This is a genomic window from Streptomyces sp. NPDC053431, assembly GCF_044544925.1.
Lineage (GTDB): Bacteria > Actinomycetota > Actinomycetes > Streptomycetales > Streptomycetaceae > Streptomyces.
Genome location: NZ_JBITXX010000003.1, coordinates 287,388 through 308,682, shown reverse-complemented (window position 1 = coordinate 308,682; position 21,295 = coordinate 287,388). Strand labels below are relative to the sequence as shown.

The 21,295-nt window shown below is 72.8% G+C and carries 21 protein-coding genes and 1 tRNA gene; 9 read left to right on the top strand and 13 right to left on the bottom strand.

Annotation, left to right across the window (positions count from 1 at the left end; all coding sequences use genetic code 11):
* Positions 1–44 precede the first annotated feature (44 nt).
* Positions 45–605, top strand: a complete 561-nt coding sequence (locus tag ACIGXE_RS10885; RefSeq protein ID WP_399745699.1) for an Lrp/AsnC family transcriptional regulator — start codon at positions 45–47, stop codon at positions 603–605.
* A gap of 191 nt (positions 606–796) precedes the next feature.
* Here ACIGXE_RS10885 and ACIGXE_RS10880 read toward each other — a convergent pair whose 3' ends face one another.
* The gene (locus ACIGXE_RS10880) at positions 797–1,390 is read right to left on the bottom strand and encodes a TetR/AcrR family transcriptional regulator (RefSeq protein WP_399745697.1); all 594 of its coding nucleotides are present in this window, start codon (positions 1,388–1,390) and stop codon (positions 797–799) included.
* Entirely contained in the window at positions 1,387–2,958 is a 1,572-nt protein-coding gene (locus tag ACIGXE_RS10875; RefSeq protein WP_399745695.1) for a 3-hydroxyacyl-CoA dehydrogenase, read from the bottom strand. The genes ACIGXE_RS10880 and ACIGXE_RS10875 overlap by 4 nt, the downstream gene beginning before the upstream one ends.
* A 124-nt stretch (positions 2,959–3,082) precedes the next feature.
* On the opposite strand from ACIGXE_RS10875, the gene paaN reads away from it, so the two are divergent.
* The gene (paaN, locus tag ACIGXE_RS10870; protein ID WP_399745693.1) at positions 3,083–4,780 is read left to right on the top strand and encodes a phenylacetic acid degradation protein PaaN; all 1,698 of its coding nucleotides are present in this window, start codon (positions 3,083–3,085) and stop codon (positions 4,778–4,780) included.
* Between the two features lie 49 nt (positions 4,781–4,829).
* Here paaN and ACIGXE_RS10865 read toward each other — a convergent pair whose 3' ends face one another.
* Genes ACIGXE_RS10865 through ACIGXE_RS10855 form a run of 3 tightly spaced genes read right to left on the bottom strand, consistent with a single transcriptional unit; the run spans position 4,830 to position 7,662 of the window.
* Positions 4,830–5,510, bottom strand: a complete 681-nt coding sequence (locus ACIGXE_RS10865; protein WP_399745691.1) for a TrmH family RNA methyltransferase — start codon at positions 5,508–5,510, stop codon at positions 4,830–4,832.
* A complete protein-coding gene (locus ACIGXE_RS10860; protein ID WP_399745689.1) occupies positions 5,507–6,724 on the bottom strand; it encodes an HTTM domain-containing protein in 1,218 nt (405 codons plus the stop codon). Before ACIGXE_RS10860 ends, ACIGXE_RS10865 begins: the two co-directional genes overlap by 4 nt.
* Positions 6,721–7,662: a DUF5819 family protein gene (locus tag ACIGXE_RS10855; protein WP_399745687.1), complete on the bottom strand. Its 942-nt coding sequence runs from the start codon at positions 7,660–7,662 to the stop codon at positions 6,721–6,723. Before ACIGXE_RS10855 ends, ACIGXE_RS10860 begins: the two co-directional genes overlap by 4 nt.
* A 112-nt stretch (positions 7,663–7,774) precedes the next feature.
* On the opposite strand from ACIGXE_RS10855, the gene paaA reads away from it, so the two are divergent.
* From paaA to ACIGXE_RS10825, 6 genes are all read left to right on the top strand, one after another.
* Positions 7,775–8,788 (top strand): 1,2-phenylacetyl-CoA epoxidase subunit PaaA, encoded by a 1,014-nt coding sequence (gene paaA / locus ACIGXE_RS10850; RefSeq protein WP_399745685.1) that lies wholly within the window; start codon positions 7,775–7,777, stop codon positions 8,786–8,788.
* Positions 8,785–9,072: a 1,2-phenylacetyl-CoA epoxidase subunit PaaB gene (gene paaB, locus ACIGXE_RS10845; protein WP_327375298.1), complete on the top strand. Its 288-nt coding sequence runs from the start codon at positions 8,785–8,787 to the stop codon at positions 9,070–9,072. Before paaA ends, paaB begins: the two co-directional genes overlap by 4 nt.
* Entirely contained in the window at positions 9,069–9,797 is a 729-nt protein-coding gene (gene paaC / locus ACIGXE_RS10840; RefSeq protein WP_399745683.1) for a 1,2-phenylacetyl-CoA epoxidase subunit PaaC, read from the top strand. The genes paaB and paaC overlap by 4 nt, the downstream gene beginning before the upstream one ends.
* On the top strand, positions 9,791–10,294 hold the full coding sequence (paaD, locus tag ACIGXE_RS10835; protein ID WP_399745681.1) for a 1,2-phenylacetyl-CoA epoxidase subunit PaaD: 504 nt from the start codon (positions 9,791–9,793) through the stop codon (positions 10,292–10,294). The genes paaC and paaD overlap by 7 nt, the downstream gene beginning before the upstream one ends.
* Complete coding sequence (locus ACIGXE_RS10830) at positions 10,295–11,383, top strand: 2Fe-2S iron-sulfur cluster-binding protein (protein ID WP_399745679.1); 1,089 nt, start codon at positions 10,295–10,297, stop codon at positions 11,381–11,383. It begins immediately after the preceding gene.
* Between the two features lie 93 nt (positions 11,384–11,476).
* Positions 11,477–12,610 carry an acyl-CoA dehydrogenase family protein gene (locus tag ACIGXE_RS10825; protein ID WP_399745677.1) on the top strand — a complete coding sequence of 378 codons (1,134 nt, stop codon included), beginning with the start codon at positions 11,477–11,479 and terminating at the stop codon, positions 12,608–12,610.
* A 94-nt stretch (positions 12,611–12,704) separates the two neighbouring features.
* Here ACIGXE_RS10825 and ACIGXE_RS10820 read toward each other — a convergent pair whose 3' ends face one another.
* The 4 genes from ACIGXE_RS10820 to ACIGXE_RS10805 all read right to left on the bottom strand — a co-directional run bounded on the left by ACIGXE_RS10820 (position 12,705) and on the right by ACIGXE_RS10805 (position 16,994).
* On the bottom strand, positions 12,705–13,049 hold the full coding sequence (locus ACIGXE_RS10820; protein ID WP_399745675.1) for a rhodanese-like domain-containing protein: 345 nt from the start codon (positions 13,047–13,049) through the stop codon (positions 12,705–12,707).
* A gap of 70 nt (positions 13,050–13,119) precedes the next feature.
* The gene (locus ACIGXE_RS10815; protein WP_399745673.1) at positions 13,120–13,908 is read right to left on the bottom strand and encodes a J domain-containing protein; all 789 of its coding nucleotides are present in this window, start codon (positions 13,906–13,908) and stop codon (positions 13,120–13,122) included.
* A 358-nt stretch (positions 13,909–14,266) separates the two neighbouring features.
* Positions 14,267–15,733 carry a DUF2252 domain-containing protein gene (locus ACIGXE_RS10810; protein WP_399745671.1) on the bottom strand — a complete coding sequence of 489 codons (1,467 nt, stop codon included), beginning with the start codon at positions 15,731–15,733 and terminating at the stop codon, positions 14,267–14,269.
* Positions 15,734–15,896: 163 nt separating this feature from the next.
* On the bottom strand, positions 15,897–16,994 hold the full coding sequence (locus tag ACIGXE_RS10805; RefSeq protein ID WP_399745669.1) for a hypothetical protein: 1,098 nt from the start codon (positions 16,992–16,994) through the stop codon (positions 15,897–15,899).
* Between the two features lie 93 nt (positions 16,995–17,087).
* Here ACIGXE_RS10805 and ACIGXE_RS10800 point away from each other — a divergent pair, with 93 nt between their 5' ends.
* Positions 17,088–17,567, top strand: a complete 480-nt coding sequence (locus tag ACIGXE_RS10800) for a MarR family winged helix-turn-helix transcriptional regulator (protein ID WP_399745667.1) — start codon at positions 17,088–17,090, stop codon at positions 17,565–17,567.
* Between the two features lie 3 nt (positions 17,568–17,570).
* Here ACIGXE_RS10800 and ACIGXE_RS10795 read toward each other — a convergent pair whose 3' ends face one another.
* The 4 genes from ACIGXE_RS10795 to ACIGXE_RS10780 all read right to left on the bottom strand — a co-directional run bounded on the left by ACIGXE_RS10795 (position 17,571) and on the right by ACIGXE_RS10780 (position 21,116).
* Complete coding sequence (locus ACIGXE_RS10795) at positions 17,571–18,206, bottom strand: response regulator (protein ID WP_399746337.1); 636 nt, start codon at positions 18,204–18,206, stop codon at positions 17,571–17,573.
* 132 nt (positions 18,207–18,338) lie between these two features.
* Positions 18,339–20,255, bottom strand: coding sequence for a sensor histidine kinase (locus tag ACIGXE_RS10790; protein ID WP_399745665.1), 1,917 nt, complete (start codon positions 20,253–20,255; stop codon positions 18,339–18,341).
* Between the two features lie 117 nt (positions 20,256–20,372).
* Positions 20,373–20,918 carry a GNAT family N-acetyltransferase gene (locus ACIGXE_RS10785; protein WP_399745663.1) on the bottom strand — a complete coding sequence of 182 codons (546 nt, stop codon included), beginning with the start codon at positions 20,916–20,918 and terminating at the stop codon, positions 20,373–20,375.
* Between the two features lie 114 nt (positions 20,919–21,032).
* A tRNA-Leu gene (locus ACIGXE_RS10780) sits at positions 21,033–21,116 on the bottom strand.
* Positions 21,117–21,295 lie beyond the last annotated feature (179 nt).

Genomic DNA, 21,295 nt, shown 5'->3' with positions numbered 1-21,295 from the left:
CCTGGGATGGGTGCAGGTCGTCCACGGAAGAGAGGCGGGGGGACATGGCGGATGAACAAATGGCCGACGTCGACGAGCAGGCGCACGGCGAGTCGTTGAACGCGCCCCCCGGCGCCGCCCCTGCCATGCTCTCCCCGATGCCGCCGGCCCGCCCGCTGGACGCGGTCGACCGGGACATCCTGCGACTGCTCCAGGCCGACGGCCGCGCCTCGGTCCGCTCCGTCGCCGAGCGCGTCCACGTGTCCCGGGCCAACGCGTACGCGCGGATCAACCGGCTCATCGACGACGGGGTGATCCGCGGCTTCGGGGCCCGCGTCAACCACGAGCGGGCGGGGCACGGCGCCTCCGCCTACATCACGCTCAAGATCGTCCAGAATTCCTGGCGCACGGTGCGCCAACAGCTCCAGGCACTGCCGGGCGCCGCGCACATCGCGCTGGTCAGCGGCGACTTCGACGTCCTGCTCCTCGTGCACACGCCGGACAACCGGACGCTGCGCGAGCTGGTGCTCACCCGCCTGCAGTCCATACCCGAGGTGCTGTCGACCCGCACCCTGCTGGTCTTCGAGGAGACGGACCTGGACCCGTACCCGGACCGCCTGGACTGACGGCGCGGGCGGGGCGCACCTGCACCGCCGGGGCGGGCCGGCGCACCCGCACCGCCGGGACGTGGGCGCGGCAGGCCGGGTCGCCGGCGCGGCAGGCCGGGCGGGGACTGCGGATCCGGGCCCGGACGGCCGAAAGCCCGCCCGGGAGCGTCCCGGGCGGGCTCAGGTCGGTGGAGGGGGGCCGAGGGGGCTCAGCGGGCCGTCCGCAGCCCGTCGAAGGCGAGGTGGACGACGGTGTCCGCGAGCTGGTCGCGCTCGGCCGCCGAGTCGTGCTGCGGCCGGTACCACTCGACCAGCGAGTTGATCATGCCGAAGAGCAGTCGGGTGGCGAGCCGGATGTCCACGTCCGCGCACAGGTCCCCGTCGGCCGCCGCCGCCTTCAGGAGCTCGGCGACCCGGTGGTCGAACTCGCGGCGCCGCTCCAGGGCCCACCGCTCGGTCGTGGTGTTGCCCCGTACGCGCAGCAGCAGCGTCACGTACGGCAGCTCCTCGATCAGCACCTCGACGGTGCGCCGGGTGACGTACTCGACCCGCTCGACGGCCCGGCCGCGGCCCGCCGGCGGCTCGTCCAGGATCGCGAAGAGCCCGTCGAGCGCCCGGCTGACGGCCCGGTGCAGCAGCTCCTCCTTGCCGGCCACGTGGTGGTAGATCGACGACTTGGAGATCCCGGCCGCCTTGGACAGGTGCTCCATGGACGTGCCGTCGTAACCGCGCTCGTTGAAGACCCGGACGGCGACCCGGAGCAGCGTCTCGGGGGTGTAGGTGTCGCGTCGCGCGGTGGTCATCTCTTGTCCTTCGCCTCGGCGGCCGCCTCGTCGAATCCCCGGCGGACCAGGGCGAGCGAGGGGGCGTAGCGCCCGGTCGGGTAGCGGTCGTGCAGGTTGCCGAGCAGGTCGCACAGGCCCCGGTGTCCCAGCCGCCCGGCCCATTCCAGGGGGCCCGCCGGGTAGTTCACGCCGAGCCGCATGGCCGTGTCCACGTCCTCGGCGGTCGCGACCCCGCGGTCGACCGCGTCCGCGGCGACGTCGGCCAGCATCGCGACCGTCCGGGCCACGATCATGCCCGGCACGTCGCCGATCACGGACACCTTCTTGCCGAGCGCCTGGAAGAGCCCCACCGCCTCGTCGAGGACCTCGGGGGCCATGCCCGTGCGCGCCGACAGGACGATCCTGCTCGCCGTCGCGTAGTCGAGCGCCAGGTCGAAGTAGACGATCTCCTCCTGGTGGTACTCGAAGGAGCTCTCGCCGTCCGCGAGGCTCAGCCTGGCCCCGGCGGGCAGCTCGATGTGTCCGTCGCCCTTCTTGCGGCGGACGGTGATCCCCGCCTGCTCGAAGAGCTCCACCAGCGGCTCGGCGGGCCCGAGGTCGCCGCGGACGATGATCCGCTCCGGCGCCTGGGCCGGTGCCGCGGTGTGCGGCTCGGGACGCTCGGCGCCCTCCGCGTACGAGAACCAGCCGTGGCCCGACTTCCGGCCGAGCCGCCCGGACTCGACGAGCCGCCGCTGCGCGAGCGAGGGGGTGAACTTGGGATCCTGGTAGAAGGACTCCCACACCGAGCGGGTCACGGCCTCGTTGACGTCCTGGCCGATGAGGTCGGTCAGCTCGAACGGGCCCATCCTGAAGCCGCCGGACTCGCGCAGGGCCGCGTCGATCGTGGCGGGATCGGCCCCGCCCTCCTCGTAGACGCGCAGCGCCTCCGCGTAGAACGGGCGGGCGACCCGGTTGACGATGAAGCCGGGGGTGTCGGCGCAGCGCACCGGCGTCTTGCCCCAGCGCTTCGCCGTCTCGTACGCGCGCGTGGCGGCGGCCGGGTCGGTGGCGAAGCCGCTGACGACCTCGACCAGCGGCAGCAGCGGCGCCGGGTTGAAGAAGTGCATGCCGACGAAGCGGCCGGGCCGCTCCAGCCCTCCCGCGATGGCGGTCACCGACAAGGAGGAGGTGTTGGTGGCGAGCAGTGTGTCCGCGCCCACGATCTCCTCGAGATCGGCGAAGAGACGCTGCTTGACGGGAAGGAGCTCGACGATGGCCTCGACGACGAGGACCGCGTCGGCCAGCTCGGTGAGCTCGCCGGCCGCGTGCAGCCGGGCGACCGCCGCGTCCCGCTCCTCCTTGCCGAGCCGCCCCTTCTCGACCAGCCGGTCCAGGCGGCCCGCGACGCCGGCCACGGCCTCCTCGGCGCGGCCGGGCGCACTGTCGTAGAGGCGTACGGGATGGCCCGCGACCAGGGCGACCTGGGCGATGCCCTGGCCCATGGTGCCCGTGCCGACGACGGCGACGGTGCCGGTCGGATCGATCGGCCCGGCCCCGTCGGCCGACACCGCGTCGCTCCCCTGGACGGTCGTGTTGGCGCTCATAGGAGTGATCCTCCCCGATGGGTTTTCCACAGGATCGCCGGACCCCCTTGTCCCGACCGATCGTTCGGTTACTCTAACTCCGTAAGCGTCTCCCTGCCCAGCTCGACGAGGAGTTGGTCCACCCATGGCCACCGCTCAGCTGACCACCGACCGTCTGGCCGAGAAGCACCGGTCCACGCTCGATCAGGCCCTCGCCACGATCCGCACCCGCGCCTACTGGTCGCCGTACCCGGAGCACCCCAAGGCCTACGGGGAGAACGGCTCGCTGGACGCCGCCGCCGGTCTCTCCGCCTACAAGGAGCTCCTCGGCCGCCGCTTCGAGCTCGACCAGCCCGGCACCGACGGCTGGGTCCCCGGCGAGACCTCTCCCTACGGCCCGGAGCTCGGCATCGAGTACCCGCACGCCGACATCGACGTCCTGCTCCCCGCGATGCGCGCCGGCATGGCGGGCTGGCGCGAGGCCGGCCCCGAGACCCGCGCCCTGGTGTGCCTGGAGATCCTCGGCCGGATCTCCGCCCGCACCCACGAGTTCGCGCACGCCGTCATGCACACCAGCGGCCAGGCCTTCATGATGGCCTTCCAGGCCGGCGGCCCGCACGCCCAGGACCGCGGCCTGGAGGCCGTGGCCTACGCGTACGAGGAGCAGACCCGCACGCCGGCCGGCCGCGCCGCGTGGTCCAAGCCCCAGGGCAAGCGCGACCCGCTGGAGCTCACCAAGGAGTTCACCGCGGTCGGCCGCGGCGTCGCCCTGGTCATCGGCTGCAACACCTTCCCGACCTGGAACGGGTACCCGGGCCTGTTCGCCTCCCTCGCCACCGGCAACCCGGTCCTGGTCAAGCCGCACCCGCGCGCGGTGCTCCCGCTGGCGCTGACCGTCCAGGTCGCCCGTGAGGTGCTCGCCGAGTCCGGCTTCGACCCCAACCTGGTGGCGCTGGCCGCCGAGCGGCCGGGCGAGGGCATCGCCAAGACCCTCGCGGTCCGCCCCGAGATCAAGATCATCGACTACACCGGCTCGACCGCCTTCGGCGACTGGCTGGAGGCCAACGCCCGGCAGGCGCAGGTCTACACGGAGAAGGCCGGCGTCAACACGGTGGTCGTCGACTCCACCGACGACTACAAGGGCATGCTGTCCAACCTGGCCTTCTCGCTGTCCCTGTACAGCGGCCAGATGTGCACCACCCCGCAGAACCTGCTGATCCCCCGCGACGGCATCACCACCGACCAGGGCCCCAAGTCGTACGACGAGGTGACCGCCGACCTGGCGGCCGCGGTCGGCGGCCTGCTCGGCGACGACGCCCGGGCGAACGCGCTGCTCGGCGCCCTGGTCAACCCGGACGTGAAGGCGCGTCTGGAGGCCGCGGCGAGCCTGGGCGAGGTGGCGCTGGCCTCCCGCGAGGTCGAGAACCCCGAGTTCCCGGACGCCGTCGTGCGCACCCCGGTCATCGTGAAGCTGGACGGCTCCAAGCCCGACGCGGAGGCCGCGTACTTCTCGGAGTGCTTCGGCCCGGTCTCCTTCGCCGTCTCGGTCGACTCGACCGAGGCCGCCCTGGAGCTGCTGCGGCGCACCGTCCGCGAGAAGGGCGCCATGACGGTCGGCGCGTACACGACCTCGGCCGAGACCGAGCGGGCCGTCGAGGAGGTCTGCCTCGACGAGTCGGCGCAGCTCTCGCTCAACCTGACGGGCGGGGTCTACGTGAACCAGACGGCCGCGTTCTCCGACTTCCACGGCTCGGGCGGCAACCCGGCGGCGAACGCGGCGCTGTGCGACGGCGCCTTCGTCTCCAACCGCTTCCGGGTGGTGGAGGTCCGCCGCCAGGCCTGACCCGGACCCGCCGTCTCCGGTGCCGGGCCCGCGCCCGGCACCGGGGAGGTCAGTCCGCGGTGATCTCCGCGTAGCGCTGCACCCAGGCGTGCATGGCGATCGCCGCCGCGGCGCCCGCGTTGATCGACCGGGTCGAGCCGAACTGGGCGATGGAGCAGACCATCGCCGCGTGCTTCCGGGCCTCCTCGGTGAGGCCCGGCCCCTCCTGCCCGAACAGCAGCACACAGCGCCGCGGCAGCACGGTCCGCTCCAGCGGCACCGCGCCCGGCAGGTTGTCGATCCCGATGATCGGCAGGTCCTCGGCCGCCGCCCACGCGGTCAGCGCCTCCGTGTCCGGGTGGTGGCGCACATGCTGGTAGCGGTCCGTGACCATGGCGCCGCGCCGGTTCCAGCGCCGCCGGCCCACGATGTGGATCTCCTTCGCGAGGAAGGCGTTGGCCGTCCGCACCACCGAGCCGATGTTGAAGTCGTGACCCCAGTTCTCCACCGCCACGTGGAAGTCGTGGCGGCGGGTGTCCAGGTCGGCGACGATCGCCTCCCGCGTCCAGTACCGGTAGCGGTCGACGACATTGCGCCGGTCGCCGCCCGCCAGCAGCTCGGGGTCGTAGCGCTCGTCCCCCGGCCAGGGCTCCGGGTGCGGCCCGACGCCGATCTCGGTGCCGAACCCCTCGTCGTACTGGATCGGCTCGCCGCCCTCGACGGATCCGGGCTTCTCTTCGGTGGTGCTCACCCGACGAGGGTACGGGGGCTCGGCTCCTCACCCGAACGGACCGGCTCCGCCGCCCCCGCGGCAGCCCGGTCCCGGCCGAGGACCCGGTCCCGGCCCCGGGCCACCCGCGCGCCCAGCCACACCAGGAAGACGGTGGGCAGGAAGACGGCGTCGGCGGCGATCATCGCGAGGGAGAAGAACGGCAGCCCGAGCAGCACGGCGATGCCGGCGTGCTCCAGCATCATCATCGCGAGCAGCACGTTCTTGACCTTGCGATGGAAGAGCGTGAAGGGGAAGGCGACCTGCACGATCACCGTGCCGTAGGTCAGCAGCAGCACCATGATCCCGCTCGACCCCAGCAGGTCGGACAGGGCCGGCCAGGGGGAGAAGTAGTCCAGCTTGAGCGGGTAGTACAGCGCCGAGCCGTCCTGCCAGCGCGAGCCCTGGATCTTGTACCAGCCTGCGGTGGCGTAGATCAGACAGACCTCGGCCATGATCACGACGAGGGTGGCGTTGTGGACGAGGTTGGCGAGGACGTCGAGGAGGACGCGCGGCTCGTCGGAGGCGTAGCGGCGCACCAGCCACCACAGCCCCTGCCCCAGCCACAGCACGCACAGCAGCACCAGCAGCCACCACTCACCGGTCCTGCCGGAGAAGTAGGTCGCCGCCATCAGGAAGCCGCCGAGCACCGTCCACAGCAGCGGCCCGACGGGGCCGTCCTCGCCGCGGCCGCGGGCCGCGCGCCGGGCGTCGAGCGACCAGACCTGCCCGCAGCGGGTGAGGACGAGGTAGACCGACATCAGATGGACCACGTTGTCGCCGCCGTCGCCCATGAAGATGGAGCGATTCTGCAGCGACAGCACCCCGGCCATGAAGACCACCGAGACGGCCCGCGTGTGCCAGCCGAGCAGCAGCAGCACCGCGGAGAGCACGGCGAGGCCGTAGACGAGCTCGAACCAGAGCCGCCCGTCGGACCACATCAGCACGCTGAAGGCGCGGTTGTCGGCGATCAGCCGCCGGCCCATGTCCCAGGACCAGGGGCCGTCGGGGCCGTACAGCTCCAGTCGGTGGGGCCACTCGCGCAGCAGGAACAGCAGCCAGGTCAGCGAGAAGCCGATCCGGACGATCGCCGTCTGGTGGGGGCCGAGGGCGTTCGCCGTGACCTTCTGGACGGCGGCGGCGAGCCGCCGGTCGAAGGGGACGCGGGGCCGCTCGGCGGCGGGGGTGTGGCTCATCGGGCCGCCTCCACGGTGGCCCCGGCGGGCCGGTCGGCGGCGGTGATCCGCCACCAGGGACAGGTACGGAAGGCCGGCTCCGTGTCCGCCTTCTCGGTGCTCCACGCGGGCGGCGGCACCGCCCGGGTGGCGGAGCGCAGCTGGATCTTCTCGACGGATCCGCCGAGCTTCTCCGGGTCGAGGCGCAGCATCACGATCCGCCTCATGTACCTCTCGGAGAGTTCGCCGCGCAGCCCGTTGGGGCGGTGGTCGTCGGTGTGCGAGTTGAGGTAGAAGTCCCAGGCCCGGCGCAGCTCGTTCTGCTCGGTGTGGCTGGGCAGGAGGCTGCCGCGGATGCGTGCGGTGTCCTGGGCGGACAGGTCGATCCAGCCGGTGGTCCTGCGGCCGCCGTCGGCTCCGGCGATCTCCGCCCGGACCTCCACGGAGATGTTCTGCTGGAGCGGGTTGGGGGCGAACAGCTTCCAGTTCTGCTCGAACTCGGGATAGACCCAGTCGTCGACGGCCTCGCCGTGCCGCTTGGTCAGCGTGTTCGAGGGCGCGACGTGCAGGAAGACCATCGCGAGGTGGACGCAGGCGAAGACGCCGACGACAGCGAGGGCGACGGCCGCGACCACCTGGTAGGGCATGGAGAGCGCGGCGATCCCGGTCTGGGGGCGGGGGCGCCCGGGGGCGGGCTCGGGGTCCGGGCCGGGGACGGGGGCGGGGAGGGGGCCGGGCTCGGGGACGGGACCGGGCTCGCCGACGGGGCCGGGCTCGGGGACGGGCGGGGCGTCGCCTGCGGCCTGCGGGTCGTCTGCCTCGGCGCCGGCGGACGCGTCGGTCTCGGCGGACGCGTCGGTCCGCGGCGCCGTATCGGCCGCGCGTTCGGGCGCCTCGCCCCGTTCGGGCCGCTTCAGGCGTCCGTCGTCACCGACGGTGCCGTCGCCGTACGAGTCCATCGCGCCCCGCTCCCCATCGGCCCAAGCAGTTGTCCACAGAGGTTGACACCATACGGGCCGCCGAACGACCATTGAAGTCATTCAACCGAACGATCGGTCGGTAGGGGGTCCGATGACCACAGGTACGGCAGAGACGACAGGGACAGCGGGTTCGACGGCGACGCAAGCCGCCCTCGAAGCGGTGTTCGATGCCGCCGTGGCCGCCGACGAGCGCATCGAGCCCCGCGACTGGATGCCCGAGCCCTACCGGGCCGGCCTGATCCGCCAGATCGCCCAGCACGCCCACTCCGAGATCATCGGCATGCAGCCGGAGGCCAACTGGATCACCCGCGCGCCCAGCCTGCGGCGCAAGGCGATCCTCATGGCCAAGGTCCAGGACGAGGCGGGCCACGGGCTGTATCTGTACAGCGCGGCCGAGACCCTCGGCGCCAGCCGCGACGAGCTGCTCGACAAGCTCCACTCCGGCCGCCAGAAGTACTCCTCGATCTTCAACTACCCGACGCTGACCTGGGCCGACGTCGGCGCGATCGGCTGGCTCGTGGACGGCGCCGCGATCACCAACCAGGTCCCCCTCTGCCGCTGCTCCTACGGGCCGTACGCACGGGCGATGGTCCGGGTCTGCAAGGAGGAGTCGTTCCACCAGCGCCAGGGGTACGAGGCGCTGCTCGCGCTCTCCCGCGGCACCGAGGCGCAGCACGCGATGGCCCAGGACGCGGTGAACCGCTGGTGGTGGCCCTCGCTGATGATGTTCGGCCCGCCGGACGACGAGTCGACCCACTCCGCCCAGGCGATGGCGTGGAAGATCAAGCGCCACTCCAACGACGAGCTGCGCCAGCGCTTCGTCGACATCGCCGTCCCGCAGGCCGAGACCCTCGGCCTCACCCTCCCCGACCCCGACCTGAAGTGGAACGAGGAGCGCGGGCACTACGACTTCGGCCCCATCGACTGGGCCGAGTTCTGGGACGTCCTCAAGGGCAACGGCCCCTGCAACGAGCAGCGGCTCACCAAGCGCCGCCAGGCGCACGAGGACGGCGCCTGGGTCAGGGACGCCGCCGCGGCCTACGCGGAGAAGCACGCCGGACAGAACGGCGGACAGCACGAGAAGAACGGGGAGGCACGCGCATGACCACCGACGGATGGCCGCTGTGGGAGGTGTTCGTGCGCTCGCGCCGCGGACTGTCCCACACCCACGCCGGCAGCCTGCACGCCCCGGACGCCGAGATGGCCCTGCGCAACGCCCGCGACCTCTACACCCGGCGCAACGAGGGCGTGTCGATCTGGGTGGTCCCCTCCACCGCGATCACCGCCTCCTCGCCCGACGAGAAGGACCCCTTCTTCGAGCCGTCCGCGGACAAGCCCTACCGCCACCCGACCTTCTACGAGATCCCGGACGGGGTGAAGCACCTGTGACCGGCCCGACCACCACCGCCGTCCCGGCCGCGAGGCTCGCCCTCGGCGACGACGCCCTCGTCCTCGCCCAGCGACTCGGGGAGTGGGCCGGCAGCGCCCCCGTCCTCGAGGAAGAGGTCGCCCTCGCCAACATCGCGCTCGACCTCCTCGGCCAGGCCCGCATCCTGCTCTCCCTCGTCGGCGACGAGGACGAACTGGCCTACCTCCGCGAGGAACGCGCCTTCCGCAACTGCCAGCTCGTCGAGCAGCCCAACGGCGACTTCGCCCACACCATCGCCCGGCAGCTGTACTTCTCCACCTATCAGCACCTCCTGTACGGGCAGCTGGCCACCGGCGACAGCCCGCTCGCCGGACTCGCCGGCAAGGCCGTCAAGGAAGTCGCCTACCACCAGGACCACGCCGAGCACTGGACCCTGCGCCTTGGCGACGGCACCGAGGAGAGCCACCGGCGGATGCAGCAGGCCTGCGACGCCCTGTGGCGCTACACCGGCGAGCTGTTCCAGCCCCTCGACGGCCTCGACGTCGACACCGAGACCATGGAGCGTGCCTGGCTCGACTCCGTGACCGCCGTCCTCGGCAAGGCGACGCTCACCGTCCCCACCGGGCCGCGCACCGGCGCCTGGAGCGCGGGCGCCGGCCGCCAGGGACTGCACACCGAGTCCTTCGGCCGCATGCTCGCCGAGATGCAGCACCTGCACCGCAGCCACCCGGGTGCGTCATGGTGACCGCCGCCCCGACCGCCCTCGAAGAGGAGCTGGCCCGGATCGCCGGCGCCGTCCCCGACCCCGAGCTGCCCGTCCTCACCCTCGCCGAACTCGGCGTCGTCCGCGGCGTCCACGTCCAAGGCCCCGGCCGCGTCGAGGTCGAACTCACCCCGACCTACACCGGCTGCCCGGCGATCGAGGCGATGTCCTCCGACATCGAGAGCGCCCTGCACGACCACGGCATACCCGAGGTCTCCGTCGTCACCGTCCTCAGCCCCGCCTGGTCGACCGACGACATCACCGCCGAAGGACGCCGCAAGCTCGCCGAGTTCGGCATCGCGCCGCCCCGCCCCCAGGGCCCGGCCGGCGGACCCGTCGCGCTCACCCTGGCGATCCGCTGCCCCCACTGCGGCTCCACCGACACCGAGCTGCTCAGCCGCTTCTCCTCCACCGCGTGCAAGGCACTGCGCCGCTGCGCGTCCTGCCGCGAACCGTTCGACCACTTCAAGGAGTTGTAGATGCCGTCCCAGAGCCCCGGACGGGCCGGGTTCCATCCGCTCCGCGTGAGCGAGGTCGAGCAGCTCACCGACGACTCCGTGGCCGTCACCTTCGCGGTCCCGGACGAGCTCGTCGAGAGCTACCGGCACACCCCCGGCCAGCACCTCGCCCTGCGCCGCACCGCCCCCGACGGCACCGAGATCCGCCGCACGTACTCGATCTGCGCCCCGGCCGCCGCCGAAGGAGAGACCCCGGTCCTGCGCGTCGGCATCCGGCACGTCGACGGCGGGGAGTTCTCCACCTACGCCCTCAAGGAGCTCGCCGTCGGCGACCTCGTCGAGGTCATGGAACCCATGGGCCGCTTCGTCCTCGACCCGCGCCCCGGACACTTCGCGGCCGTGGTCGGCGGCAGCGGCATCACCCCGGTCCTGTCGATGGCCGCCACCCTCCTCGCCCGGGAGCCCGAGGCACGGTTCTGCCTGGTCCGCAGCGACCGCACCGCGGCCTCCACGATGTTCCTCGACGAGGTCGCCGACCTCAAGGACCGCTACCCCGACCGCTTCCAGCTGGTCACCGTCCTCTCCCGCGAGGAGCAGCAGTCCGGACTCCCCTCCGGACGACTCGACGCGGAACGGCTCACCGGCCTGCTTCCCGCGCTCCTCCCCGTCGGCGAGATCGACGGCTGGTTCCTGTGCGGCCCCTTCGGCCTGGTGCAGAGCGCCGAACAGGCCCTGCGCGGACTCGGCGTCGACCGCGCCCGCGTCCACCAGGAGATCTTCCACGTCGACGACGGCTCCGCCCCCGCGCCGGCCGCCGCCGCGGACGCCCCCGCCCAGGCCACCCTCACCGCGACCCTGCACGGCCGGTCCGGCAACTGGCCCGTCCAGCGCGGCGAGACGCTCCTCGACACCGTGCTGCGCGCCCGGGCGGACGCCCCGTACGCCTGCAAGGGCGGCGTGTGCGGCACCTGCCGCGCCTTCCTCGTCTCCGGCGAGGTCCGCATGGACCGCAACTTCGCGCTGGAGCCCGAGGAGACCGACGCCGGCTACGTCCTGGCCTGCCAGTCCCACCCCGCCACACCGGAGGTCGAGCTCGACTTCGACCGCTGACGGCTGCGGGCCCGCCCATTCCCTTCCGCTAGAACCTGTTCTATCTTGACGGTCCGTCAGACAGCAGCGGGCACGGCAGGGAGGGGCAGGACAGTGGACTTCACCTTCACCGAAGAGCAGCAGGCGGCCGCCGAAACGGCCAAGGCCGTCTTCGCCGGCGTCGCACCCGACCAGGTACCCAGCCCCGCCCTCGTCCCGGGCGCGGTCGCCGACGACCTCGACCGCGCCCTCTGGGCCCGCCTCGCCGACACCGACCTGCTCGGCCTCGTCCTCGACCCCGCCCACGGCGGCTCCGGACTCGACCCCATCGCGCTCTGCCTCGTCCTGCGCGAATCCGCCCGAGCCCTCGCCCGCGTCCCCCTCCTCGAAACCTGCGCCGTCGCCCTCACCATCCAGCACCACGCCCCCGCCGCCACCGCCGACGCCCTGCTCCCCCGCGTCACCCGCGGCGAACTCGTCCTCACCGCCGCCGCCCACGGCCGTACCGGCCACGACCCGGCCCCCCTCGCCGTCACCGCTCGCCGCGACACCACCGGCTGGACCCTCGACGGCCACACCAGCGCCGTCCCCTGGGCCCACCAGGCCGACCGCATCGCCGTCCCCGCGCACACCCCCGACGGCCGCACCGTCCTCGCCCTACTGCCCCGCGCCCACGCCGGACTCACCCTGGCCGACCAGTACGCCACCCACGGCGAACTCCTCGCCGAGCTCCACCTCGACGACGTCCACCTCGACGACGCCGACGTCATCGACACCGAAGGCACCTGGGAACGGCTCCACGCACTCCTCGCCACCGGAACCTGCGCCCTCGCCCTCGGCCTCGGCGAACAGGTCCTCGGCATGACCAGCCAGTACACCGGCAAACGCGAACAGTTCGGCCACCCCGTGGCCACCTTCCAGGCCGTCGCCGTCCAGGCCGCCGACCGCTACATCGACCTCCGCGCCATGGAGGTCACCCTCTGGCAGGCCGCCTGGCGCATCACCACCGACACCACCGGAGCACTCCCGGCCGCCGGAGACATCGCCGTCGCCAAGATCTGGGCCGCGGAAGGCGTACGCCGCGTCGTCCAGACCGCCCAGCACCTCCACGGCGGCTTCGGCGCCGACACCGACTATCCCCTGCACCGGTACCACGCCTGGGCCAAACACCTGGAACTCTCCCTCGGCCCCGCCGCCCGGCACGAAGAAGAACTGGGCGACCTCCTGGCCGCCCACCCCCTCGCCTGACAAGCCCGGCCCGGCCCGGCACACACCCGGCCCAGCCCGGCCCGGCCCGGCACACACCCGGCCCAGCCCGGCCCGGCCCGGACCGCCGCAGGAACTAGAGCACGAACGCGGGGCTGCCGTCGTCCGTCACCATCGGACGCCCGGCACCCTCCCAGGCCACCATGCCACCGTCGACGTTCACCGCGTCGATGCCCTGCTGCACCAGGTACTGCGTGACCTGCGCCGAACGACCACCCACCCGGCACATCACGAACGCCCGACGGCCCTCCGCCACGGCCTCGGTCACTTCACCGAACCGCGCCACGAAATCACTCATCGGAACGTGCAGCGCGCCCTCGACATGACCCGCCGCCCACTCGTTGTCCTCACGCACGTCCAGCACCAGAGCATCGGCCGGCACGGAAGCCGCGTCGACGGACGGCAGCGGGGCGAAATTCATGGACCTGGCCTTCTCTCTGAAACTCCGCGCCGCTCACGGGCGCACCACCCACGAAACTACTGCACACGACCTACCCGACGAGCCCGGCGAGCTCCGCCTCACGCTCGGCGACCTGCGCGAGCAGCTGCTCCGCGATCTCCTCCAGCAGCCGGTCGGGATCGTCCGGCGCCATCCGCAGCATCGCGCCGATCGCGCTCTCCTCGAGCTCCCGCGCGACCAGCGCCAGCATCTCCTTGCGCTGCGCCAGCCACTCGAGCCGCGCGTACAGCTCCTCGCTCTCGCTGAGCCGCACCTCCGGCACCGGCCCCGCCGCCCACTCCTCGGACAGATCCCGCAGCAGACCCTCGTCCCCACGGGCGTAGGCCGCGTTCACGCGCGTGATGAACTCCTCGCGCCGCTTACGCTCGCCCTCGTCCCGCGCCAGATCCGGGTGCGCCTTGCGCGCCAGGTCCCGGTACAGCTTGCGGACCTCGTCCGACGGCCGCACCCGCTTCGGCGGCTGCACCGCCCGGTCCGTCAGCATCGCCGCGGCCTCGGGGGACAGACCGTCGGAGTCGACCCAGTCGTGGAACAGCTCCTCGACGCCGGGCATCGGCAGGACCGCCGCCCGCGCCTCCTGCGCCCGTCGCAGATCCTCGGGATCCCCGGTGCGCGCCGCCCTGGCCTCCGCGATCTGCGCGTCCAGCTCGTCGAGCCGCGCGTACATCGGGCCGAGCTTCTGGTGATGCAGCCGGGAGAAGTTCTCCACCTCGACCCGGAAGGTCTCGACCGCGATCTCGAACTCGATCAGAGCCTGCTCGGCCACCCGCACCGCCTGATCAAGCCGCGCCTCAGGCCGCTCGCTCTGGTCCACGCTCACGTCACGCCCGTCCACGTCCTCGTTCCGGCTCGTCCCCACCCAGCCTACGGCTCACGCGTCCGGGGGGGTCCCCCTCCCCCCCCACCCCTCCCCCTCATTCGCCGAAATGCGTCATGCCAGGCCTCAGCCCCCGGAAACCGCCTCGCCAGGCGCGGGAGCAGGCTGCCCCTCGCCGCGCCCGGGGCAGGTCCCCACCGTGCCCGGGCAGGACCCCGCCTCACCCGGACAGGTCCCCGCCGCACCCGGCCAGGACCCCCACCGCACGCGTGCAGGTCCCCACGGCACGACGCCCGGGCAGAGCCCCACCCCACCACGCCCGGGCGGGTCCCACCGCACCACGCCCGCGCCGGCCCCCGCGTCAGACGCCGTGTTCCGCCGCTATGCGCCCGCTGCGGATGGCTGACAGGAGGTCGGCGTGGTCTGCGGTGGTGCGGTCGGCGTAGGCGACGGCGAAGGCCGCCACGGCCTCGTCGAGCTCCTCGTTCTTGCCGCAGTAGCCGGCTATCAGGCGCGGGTCCGCGCTGTGGGCGTGGGCGCGGGCCAGCAGGGCGCCGGTCATGCGGCCGTAGTCGTCGAACTGGTCGGCGGTGAGGGCGGCGGGGTCGACGCTGCCCTTGCGGTTGCGGAACTGCCGCACCTGGAAGGGCCGGCCCTCGACCGTCGTCCAGCCGAGCAGGATGTCGCTGACGACCTGCATCCGCTTCTGTCCGAGCACCACGCGCCGCCCTTCGTGCCCGGCGGCCGGCGTGGTGAAGCCGGCGGCCGGGAGGTAGGGCAGGAGCGCCGAGGGGCGGGCTTCCTTGACCTGGAGGACGAGCGGCTCGCCCCGGTGGTCGAGGAGCAGCACCACGTACGAGCGGGTTCCGACGCTGCCGGTGCCGACGACGCGGAAGGCCACGTCGTGGACGGCGTAGCGGGCGAGCAGCGGCAGACGGTCCTCGGAGACGGTGGCCAGGTAGGGGCCGAGGGAGGCGGCGACGGCCGCCGCCTCCGCGTCGGGGACGCGGCGCAGTACCGGCGGTGCGTCGACGAAGCGGCGTCCGCCGCCGTCGGTCTCGGGTATGGCCTCGGTAGAGCGGGCGGCGAAGCGCGCGCTGGTGTTGTTGCGGGCCTTGGCCGAGACGCGTTCGAGGGTGCCTATGAGGTCGCGGGCGTCGGTGTGGGAGACGAGTTCCTCGTCGGCGATGGCGTTCCAGGCGTCGAGGGCGGGGAGCCGGGCGAGCAGGCGCATGGTGCGCCGGTAGGCGCCGACGGTGTCGAAGGCGGCGGCCCGGCAGGTGTCCTCGTCGGCGCCGGCTTCGCGTCCGGCGAGGACGAGGGAGGTGGCGAGCCGTTTGAGGTCCCATTCCCAGGGGCCGACGACGGTCTCGTCGAAGTCGTTGAGGTCGATGACGAGCCGGCCGCGGGCGTCGCCGTAGAGGCCGAAGTTGGCCGCGTGCGCGTCGCCGCACAGCTGGGCGGCGATGCCGGTGACGGGGGAGCCGGCGAGGTCGTGGGCCATGAGTCCGGCGGAGCCGCGGAGGAACGCGAAGGGGCTGGCCGCCATGCGGCCGACCCGGATGGGGGTGAGTTCGGGGACGCGGCCCTGGTTGGACTCCTCGACGGCACGGGCGGCGTCGGGGCGGTCGGGCAGGGGGATGAGCGCGGCCTGTTTGGCGCGGGGGACGTCGTCCCGGAGGCGCTTGCCGCGCTGCTTGGCGTCGGCGGTGGCTTCTGCGGCGGCGCGGGGGAGGAAGCCGGGGACGTACGGAAGGCGGGCCGTGCCGCCGTCCGCCGTCGTGTGATCGCGCTGTCCCGGTACCGCCGCTGTCGTGATGTCGTCCATGGGACGCCCTCCCCCGCCGTTCGCTGTTCGCTGTTCGCTGTTCGCTGTTCGCTGTTCGCTGTTCGCCAACATCAACTTCGTCGACGGGTCACGACGGTACAGCCGGGGCCACGCGCCGTCTCCCCCTGTGGAAAACGTCCTGTGGACAACTCTTCTCGGGGTGTCAGACGCCGACCGCCTCCTCCATTTCCTCCTCCATCTCCTCCTCGATCTCCGCTTCCGCTTCCGCCCGCGTCCGGGTCGGCGTGGTCGGGGCGGTCGCCGTGGTGGGCGGGGTGCTGCGGCGGGCTTCGGTGAGGCCGGCGGTGACGGTCAGGGCGACGCCCGCGAGGAGCCAGAGGGTGAGGACGACGAGGTTGCCGCCGAGGGCGTGGCCGCCGAAGTACACGTGGTCGCGGACGCCTTCGACGTATCCGGCGCCGTTCCAGAAGGCGTGCAGGGAGCCGAAGAAGCCGGGCTGGAGTTCGGGCCGGTAGATGCCGCCGGAGCTGGTGAAGTTGAGCATCACGAACAGGACCATGACGCCGAGGGTGGTCCAGCGCTTGAGGAAGGTGTGGAGTCCGACGCCGATCAGCAGGATGCCGGCGCTGTAGAGCCACGACATGGCCCAGAGGCCGCCGAGGCCGTGGTCGACGAGGTGGAAGAGGGGTCCGGCGAAGACGGTCCCGACGAGGCTGACGACGAGGGACATGCCGGCGGCGAGCAGGGCTCGGATCCGCATGGGCAGGACGGCGCCGGCGCCGCCGATGACGGCGACGGATGCGTAGGAGCCGATGCTGAGGGCGACGAGGAGGAAGAAGATGCCCTGGCCGGTGGGGTCGCCGGAGGAGACCGGGGCGACGTCGGTGACCTTGAGCGGCCGGCCCTGGGTGGCGGCGACCTTGGTGAAGACCTTCTCGACGGCCATGGCGCTGGTGTCGGAGGAGGCGGAGGCGACGAGCAGTTCGGGGGCGGCGCCGTCGGGGAGGTAGGCGCCGAAGGTGGAGCGGTCGCGCAGGGCGGCGGTGGCGGTGGCGCGGTCGGGGACGGTGCGGACGTCGAGGGCGCCGGCGCCCTTGTCCTGGAGGGTCTGGGCGAGGATCTGGGCGCGTGGTCCGGAGCCGACGATGTCGACGCGCAGGTCGTGCGGCTCGGGGGCGTGGAAGGCGCCGAGGTAGGCGAGGCCCATGCCGAGGCACATGAGCAGCGGGGTGAGCAGGTGCCCGAGGACGTGGCGCAATGCTCCCTTGGTGTGCGGTCCTGCGGACACCTGAACCTCCATGGTTGGCTTTTACAACTAAACAACCGTTGTACTATACAACTGAAAGGGAGGGTGCGGCACAGGCGCCCGTCCCGCGGCAGCAAGGAGCGCACCATGAGCGGCGGCGCGCGGGAGAGCTCTCTCGACATCATCCAGCGGGAACTGACGGCCTTCGCCCGCCGGGCGCGGGCGGCCGCGGCCCGGCTCCATCCGGAGCTGCCGCTGGTCTCGTACACCCTTCTCGCCCACATCGACGACCAGCAGGGCTGCCGGGCCACGGATCTCGCGGCCCACTACCTGCTGGACAAGTCGACGGTCAGCCGCCAGGTCGCGGCACTGGAGAAGCTCGGCCTGGTCGAGCGGCGGCCCGACCCGGACGACCACCGGGTCCAGGTGCTGCACCCGACCGAGGCGGGCACGCAGGTCCTCGCCTCCACCCAGGCCAGCCGGCTCGCCGCGTACGAGGAGCGCCTCAAGGACTGGTCGGCCGAGGACCTGGCCGCGTTCGCGACCTACCTGCTCCGCTACAACGCCGCCGGCGACACGGGTCTCCCCGCCCCCATCGGGGATTCCTGGCCCCGGCCCGAGCGGTAGCCGCTACAGGCCCGCGTCCCGCGCCAGCAGCGCCGCCTGCACCCGGTTCTCGCAGCTCAGCTTGGCGAGGATCCGGCTCACGTACGTCTTCACGGTGGCCTCGCTCATGTGCAGCCGCCGGCCCGCGTCCGCGTTGGACAGGCCCTCCCCGAGGAGGGCCAGCACCTCGCGCTCGCGCTCGCTGAGCGCGGTCAGCCGGGCCCGCGCCTCCTCGGCGCGCGCCGCCTCCCGCCCGGAGGCGAGCTGCTCGACGACGTGCCGGGTGGCGGCGGGGGAGAGGTAGGCGTCGCCCGCGGCGGCGGCCCGTACGGCCCGGATCAGCTCGGCCGGCGCCGTGTCCTTGAGCAGGAACCCGGCCCCGCCGTGCTCCAGCGCCCGCAGCACGTTCTCCCGCTCGCCGAAGGTGGTGAGCACGATCACCCGCGTCGACGGCGCGGCCCGGCGCAGCTCGGGGAGGGCGGAGAGCCCGTCGAGCACGGGCATCTGGATGTCGAGCAGCACCACGTCCGCGGCGTGGGCGCGCGCCAGGTCGACCGCCTCGCGGCCGTTCACGGCCTCGGCGACGACCTCGATCTCCGGGTCGGAGGTGAGGATCATCCGGATCCCGGCCCTGATCAAGGGCTCGTCGTCGGCGATCACCACCTTGATCCGCTGCCCCGCCCCAGCACCCGCCCCGGTCTCGGTGCGCGCCCCCGCTCCGACCCCGGTCCCGGTCCCGGCTCCTGCCCCAGTCACGGCCACTCCCCAACGGCTCCCGGTACGACGGGCCGGCTAGCGCACGACGTCGTACGACTTCTTCTCGATCAGCTTGCCGTCCTTGAAGCAGAACCGGAAAACGGGCTCGGCATCGAGGTCGTCCGCCGTCGCCGAGCTCATCAGGACGAGGCACTTGGAACCCTCGGGCTCCTTGGGTCCCTTGCCGTGCAGGCCGGTCGTGGCGACGGTGTCGCCCGAAGGAAGTCGGTCGCGCACCTCCTGCTCGCTCTGCCCGACCTTGACGGCGTCGTACTCGGCGGGGTCGATCATCCCTTCCGACAGCGAGCTCATCATGAAGAAGACTCCGAAGCCTCCGGCCACCAGGAGCAGCACGAGCGCGGCGAACGCGATCCCGCACCCGATCGCTATCCCGCCGCCGGTGCTCCTGCCCCTGCCCGCCTGCATCGCCATCGCCAACTCCCGCTCCGTCACGGTCCAGCCGGACGGTCCGGCTGCGACCTGACCACGGTGGCGGCGCGGACCCCTCTTCGACTGCTGCCGGAAGTCGTCGGCCGCATCGACGAAAGGCGCGGCGTACGGCCAGGCGAACGGCGTCGGGTAGGGAACAGCGGGCGGCGCGGCGTGCGGAACGGCGTACGGGGCGCCGGAGGCGTGCGTCCGTCCCGCGTCGTTCGGGTCGAGGCCCGGATCGGCGAAGGGGTCCACGTACGGCACGGCCTCCACCGCCCCGTACGGCAGGACGCCCGCGACCCGGAAGCCGCCGCCGTCCGCCGGGCCGGCGTGGACGATCCCGCCGACCAGCCGGGCCCGCTCGTGCAGCCCGGTGAGCCCCTGCCCGCCGCTGACGACCCCGGTCGGACGTTCGGCGGTCTCCTCGTTGAGGACCTCGACGACGAACGCGTCCGGCTCGTAACGCACTTCGACGCTGATCGGGGCGCCCGGTGCGTGCTTGTAGGCGTTCGTCAGGCCTTCCTGGACGATCCGGTACGCGGCGTGGTCGACGGCCGGCGCGAGCGCCCGGGCGTCGCCGTGCCGGGTCAGCCCGATGGCGGTCCCGGCGGACCGGGCGGCGGCGACGAGCCCCTCGATGCCGGCGGTCCCCCGCGCCGCCCGCCCCGTCTCGTCGCCCGGCGGCGCGACGGGGCCGCCCGGCCCCTCGTCGGGGGCCGCCACGCCGTCCCGCAGGATGCCGACGACCTCGCGGAGTTCGTGCATGGCGTCCACGGACGCGTTCCGCAGCACGGCCACCGCCTCGCGCTGGCGGTCGGTCAGATGCGGGTCCACCTCGAGGGCTCCGGTGTGCACGGAGATCAGTGCCAGCTGGTGGCCGAGGCTGTCGTGCATGTCCTGGGCGATGCGCTGCCGCTCCCGCATCCGCGCCTGCCCCACGACCATCGCCCGCTCCCGCAGCAGCTGGACGTTGCGCTCCTGGAGCGCGTGCAGCAGGGTCCGGCGCTGGGTCCAGTAGCGGTTGGCGAGGCCCGGCGCGAGCGTCGTGGCAAGGAAGTACAGGGTGGAGATGAACGCGACCGTCAGCATCCGGTGCTGGTCCCACGCCTCGGCCACGGTGGCCGCCAGATTCAGCACGTACGCGGCGGTGAACGCGGCGAGGGCGCGGCCCGCGCCCGCGATGTAGCGGCCCGCCGACCAGCCGATGAGGATCAGCAGCGCCAGGAAGCCCGGGGCGAACGGCGTCAGCAGCGACGTGACGACCAGCACGGTCGCGGGCAGCCGGCGCCGCAGCAGCCACAGCACGGCCGAGCCGACGGCGACCACGGCCAGCACCCAGCCGTCACGGCCGAGAAGGTCCTGGGTGCCGGCGCCGAGCAGCGCCATGACGACGGCGACCACGAGCTCGCCCGCGGTCCTGCGCCGCGACCACTGCCCCGGCACGGCGAACCAGCGCCACCCGTCGCCGAGCAGCGTCACCAGCCGCGTCCCGGCGGTCCCGATCTTCGAAGGAGCTTCCACGCTCGCACGATAGGGTCCGCCACCACCCGGCCGCCGTCCTCTTTCGTCTCTCACCGCATCGACGAAGGTCGCCCGCCCGCCGGACCTACGAAGCTTCCACCCGCCTTGCGGCCGGCCTCACGACGCCCGCCGCAGGCCCCATGTCTGCAGAACGAAGGGCCGGCCCTTCTCCTCGCCCTCGATCGGCAGGACGTCGAGCAGGCTGAATCCGGCCTTGGTGGCCACGGCGACGCTGGCCGCGTTCTCGGCCTCGAGCTCCAGGATCACCTGGTCCGCGCCCAGTTCCTCGAAGGCGTAGGCGGCGATCACCCGTACCGCCCGCGCGGCCAGCCCCTGCCCGCGGTGCGCCGGGCCGACCGCGTAGCCGATCTCCGTGCCCTCGGGCGAGCGGCGCAGCATCACCTCTCCGAGCGGCGCGGAGCCGTCCGTGGTGATGGCGAGCAGGATGGTCGTGCCCTCCGCCCGCAGCTGCCGGTCCCGAACCAGCCGTGCGCGCGCGGCCGCTTCGTCGAAGGGGGAGACGATCGGCGTCCAGTAGGCGACGTCGGGGTCGTCGAACAGATCCGGCATCGCCGACAGGTCCGCCTCCGTCCAGTCGCGCAGGACGAGGCCTTCGCCCCTGAGCTCGATCCGATCGGGGAAGGGCGACGAGGTGCTGTTCATGGTGCCGATCCTCGGTGGTCCGTGGGCGGAGGACAAGGGAACGGGAACGGGAACGGGACCGCGGGAAATGAGAAACGGTCGGCATCGTGACTACGATGCCGACCGTTTCGTCGGTGCGCGAGGGGGGAGTTGAACCCCCACGCCCTTGCGGGCACTGGAACCTGAATCCAGCGCGTCTGCCTATTCCGCCACCCGCGCATTGGGTGGTCTCCCGGCTCCCTCCCCTTTCGGTTCGTTCGCCTGGCGACATCTGAAGATTAGCACGTCGCAGACGGTGGATTCACATCCGTTGTTTCGACGCCTCCTCGGCGGACGAGGAGAGAGGGGGACGAGGCGTCAGAGGGCCGAGGTGCCGGCGGGAGGGGGCACGCGGTCGG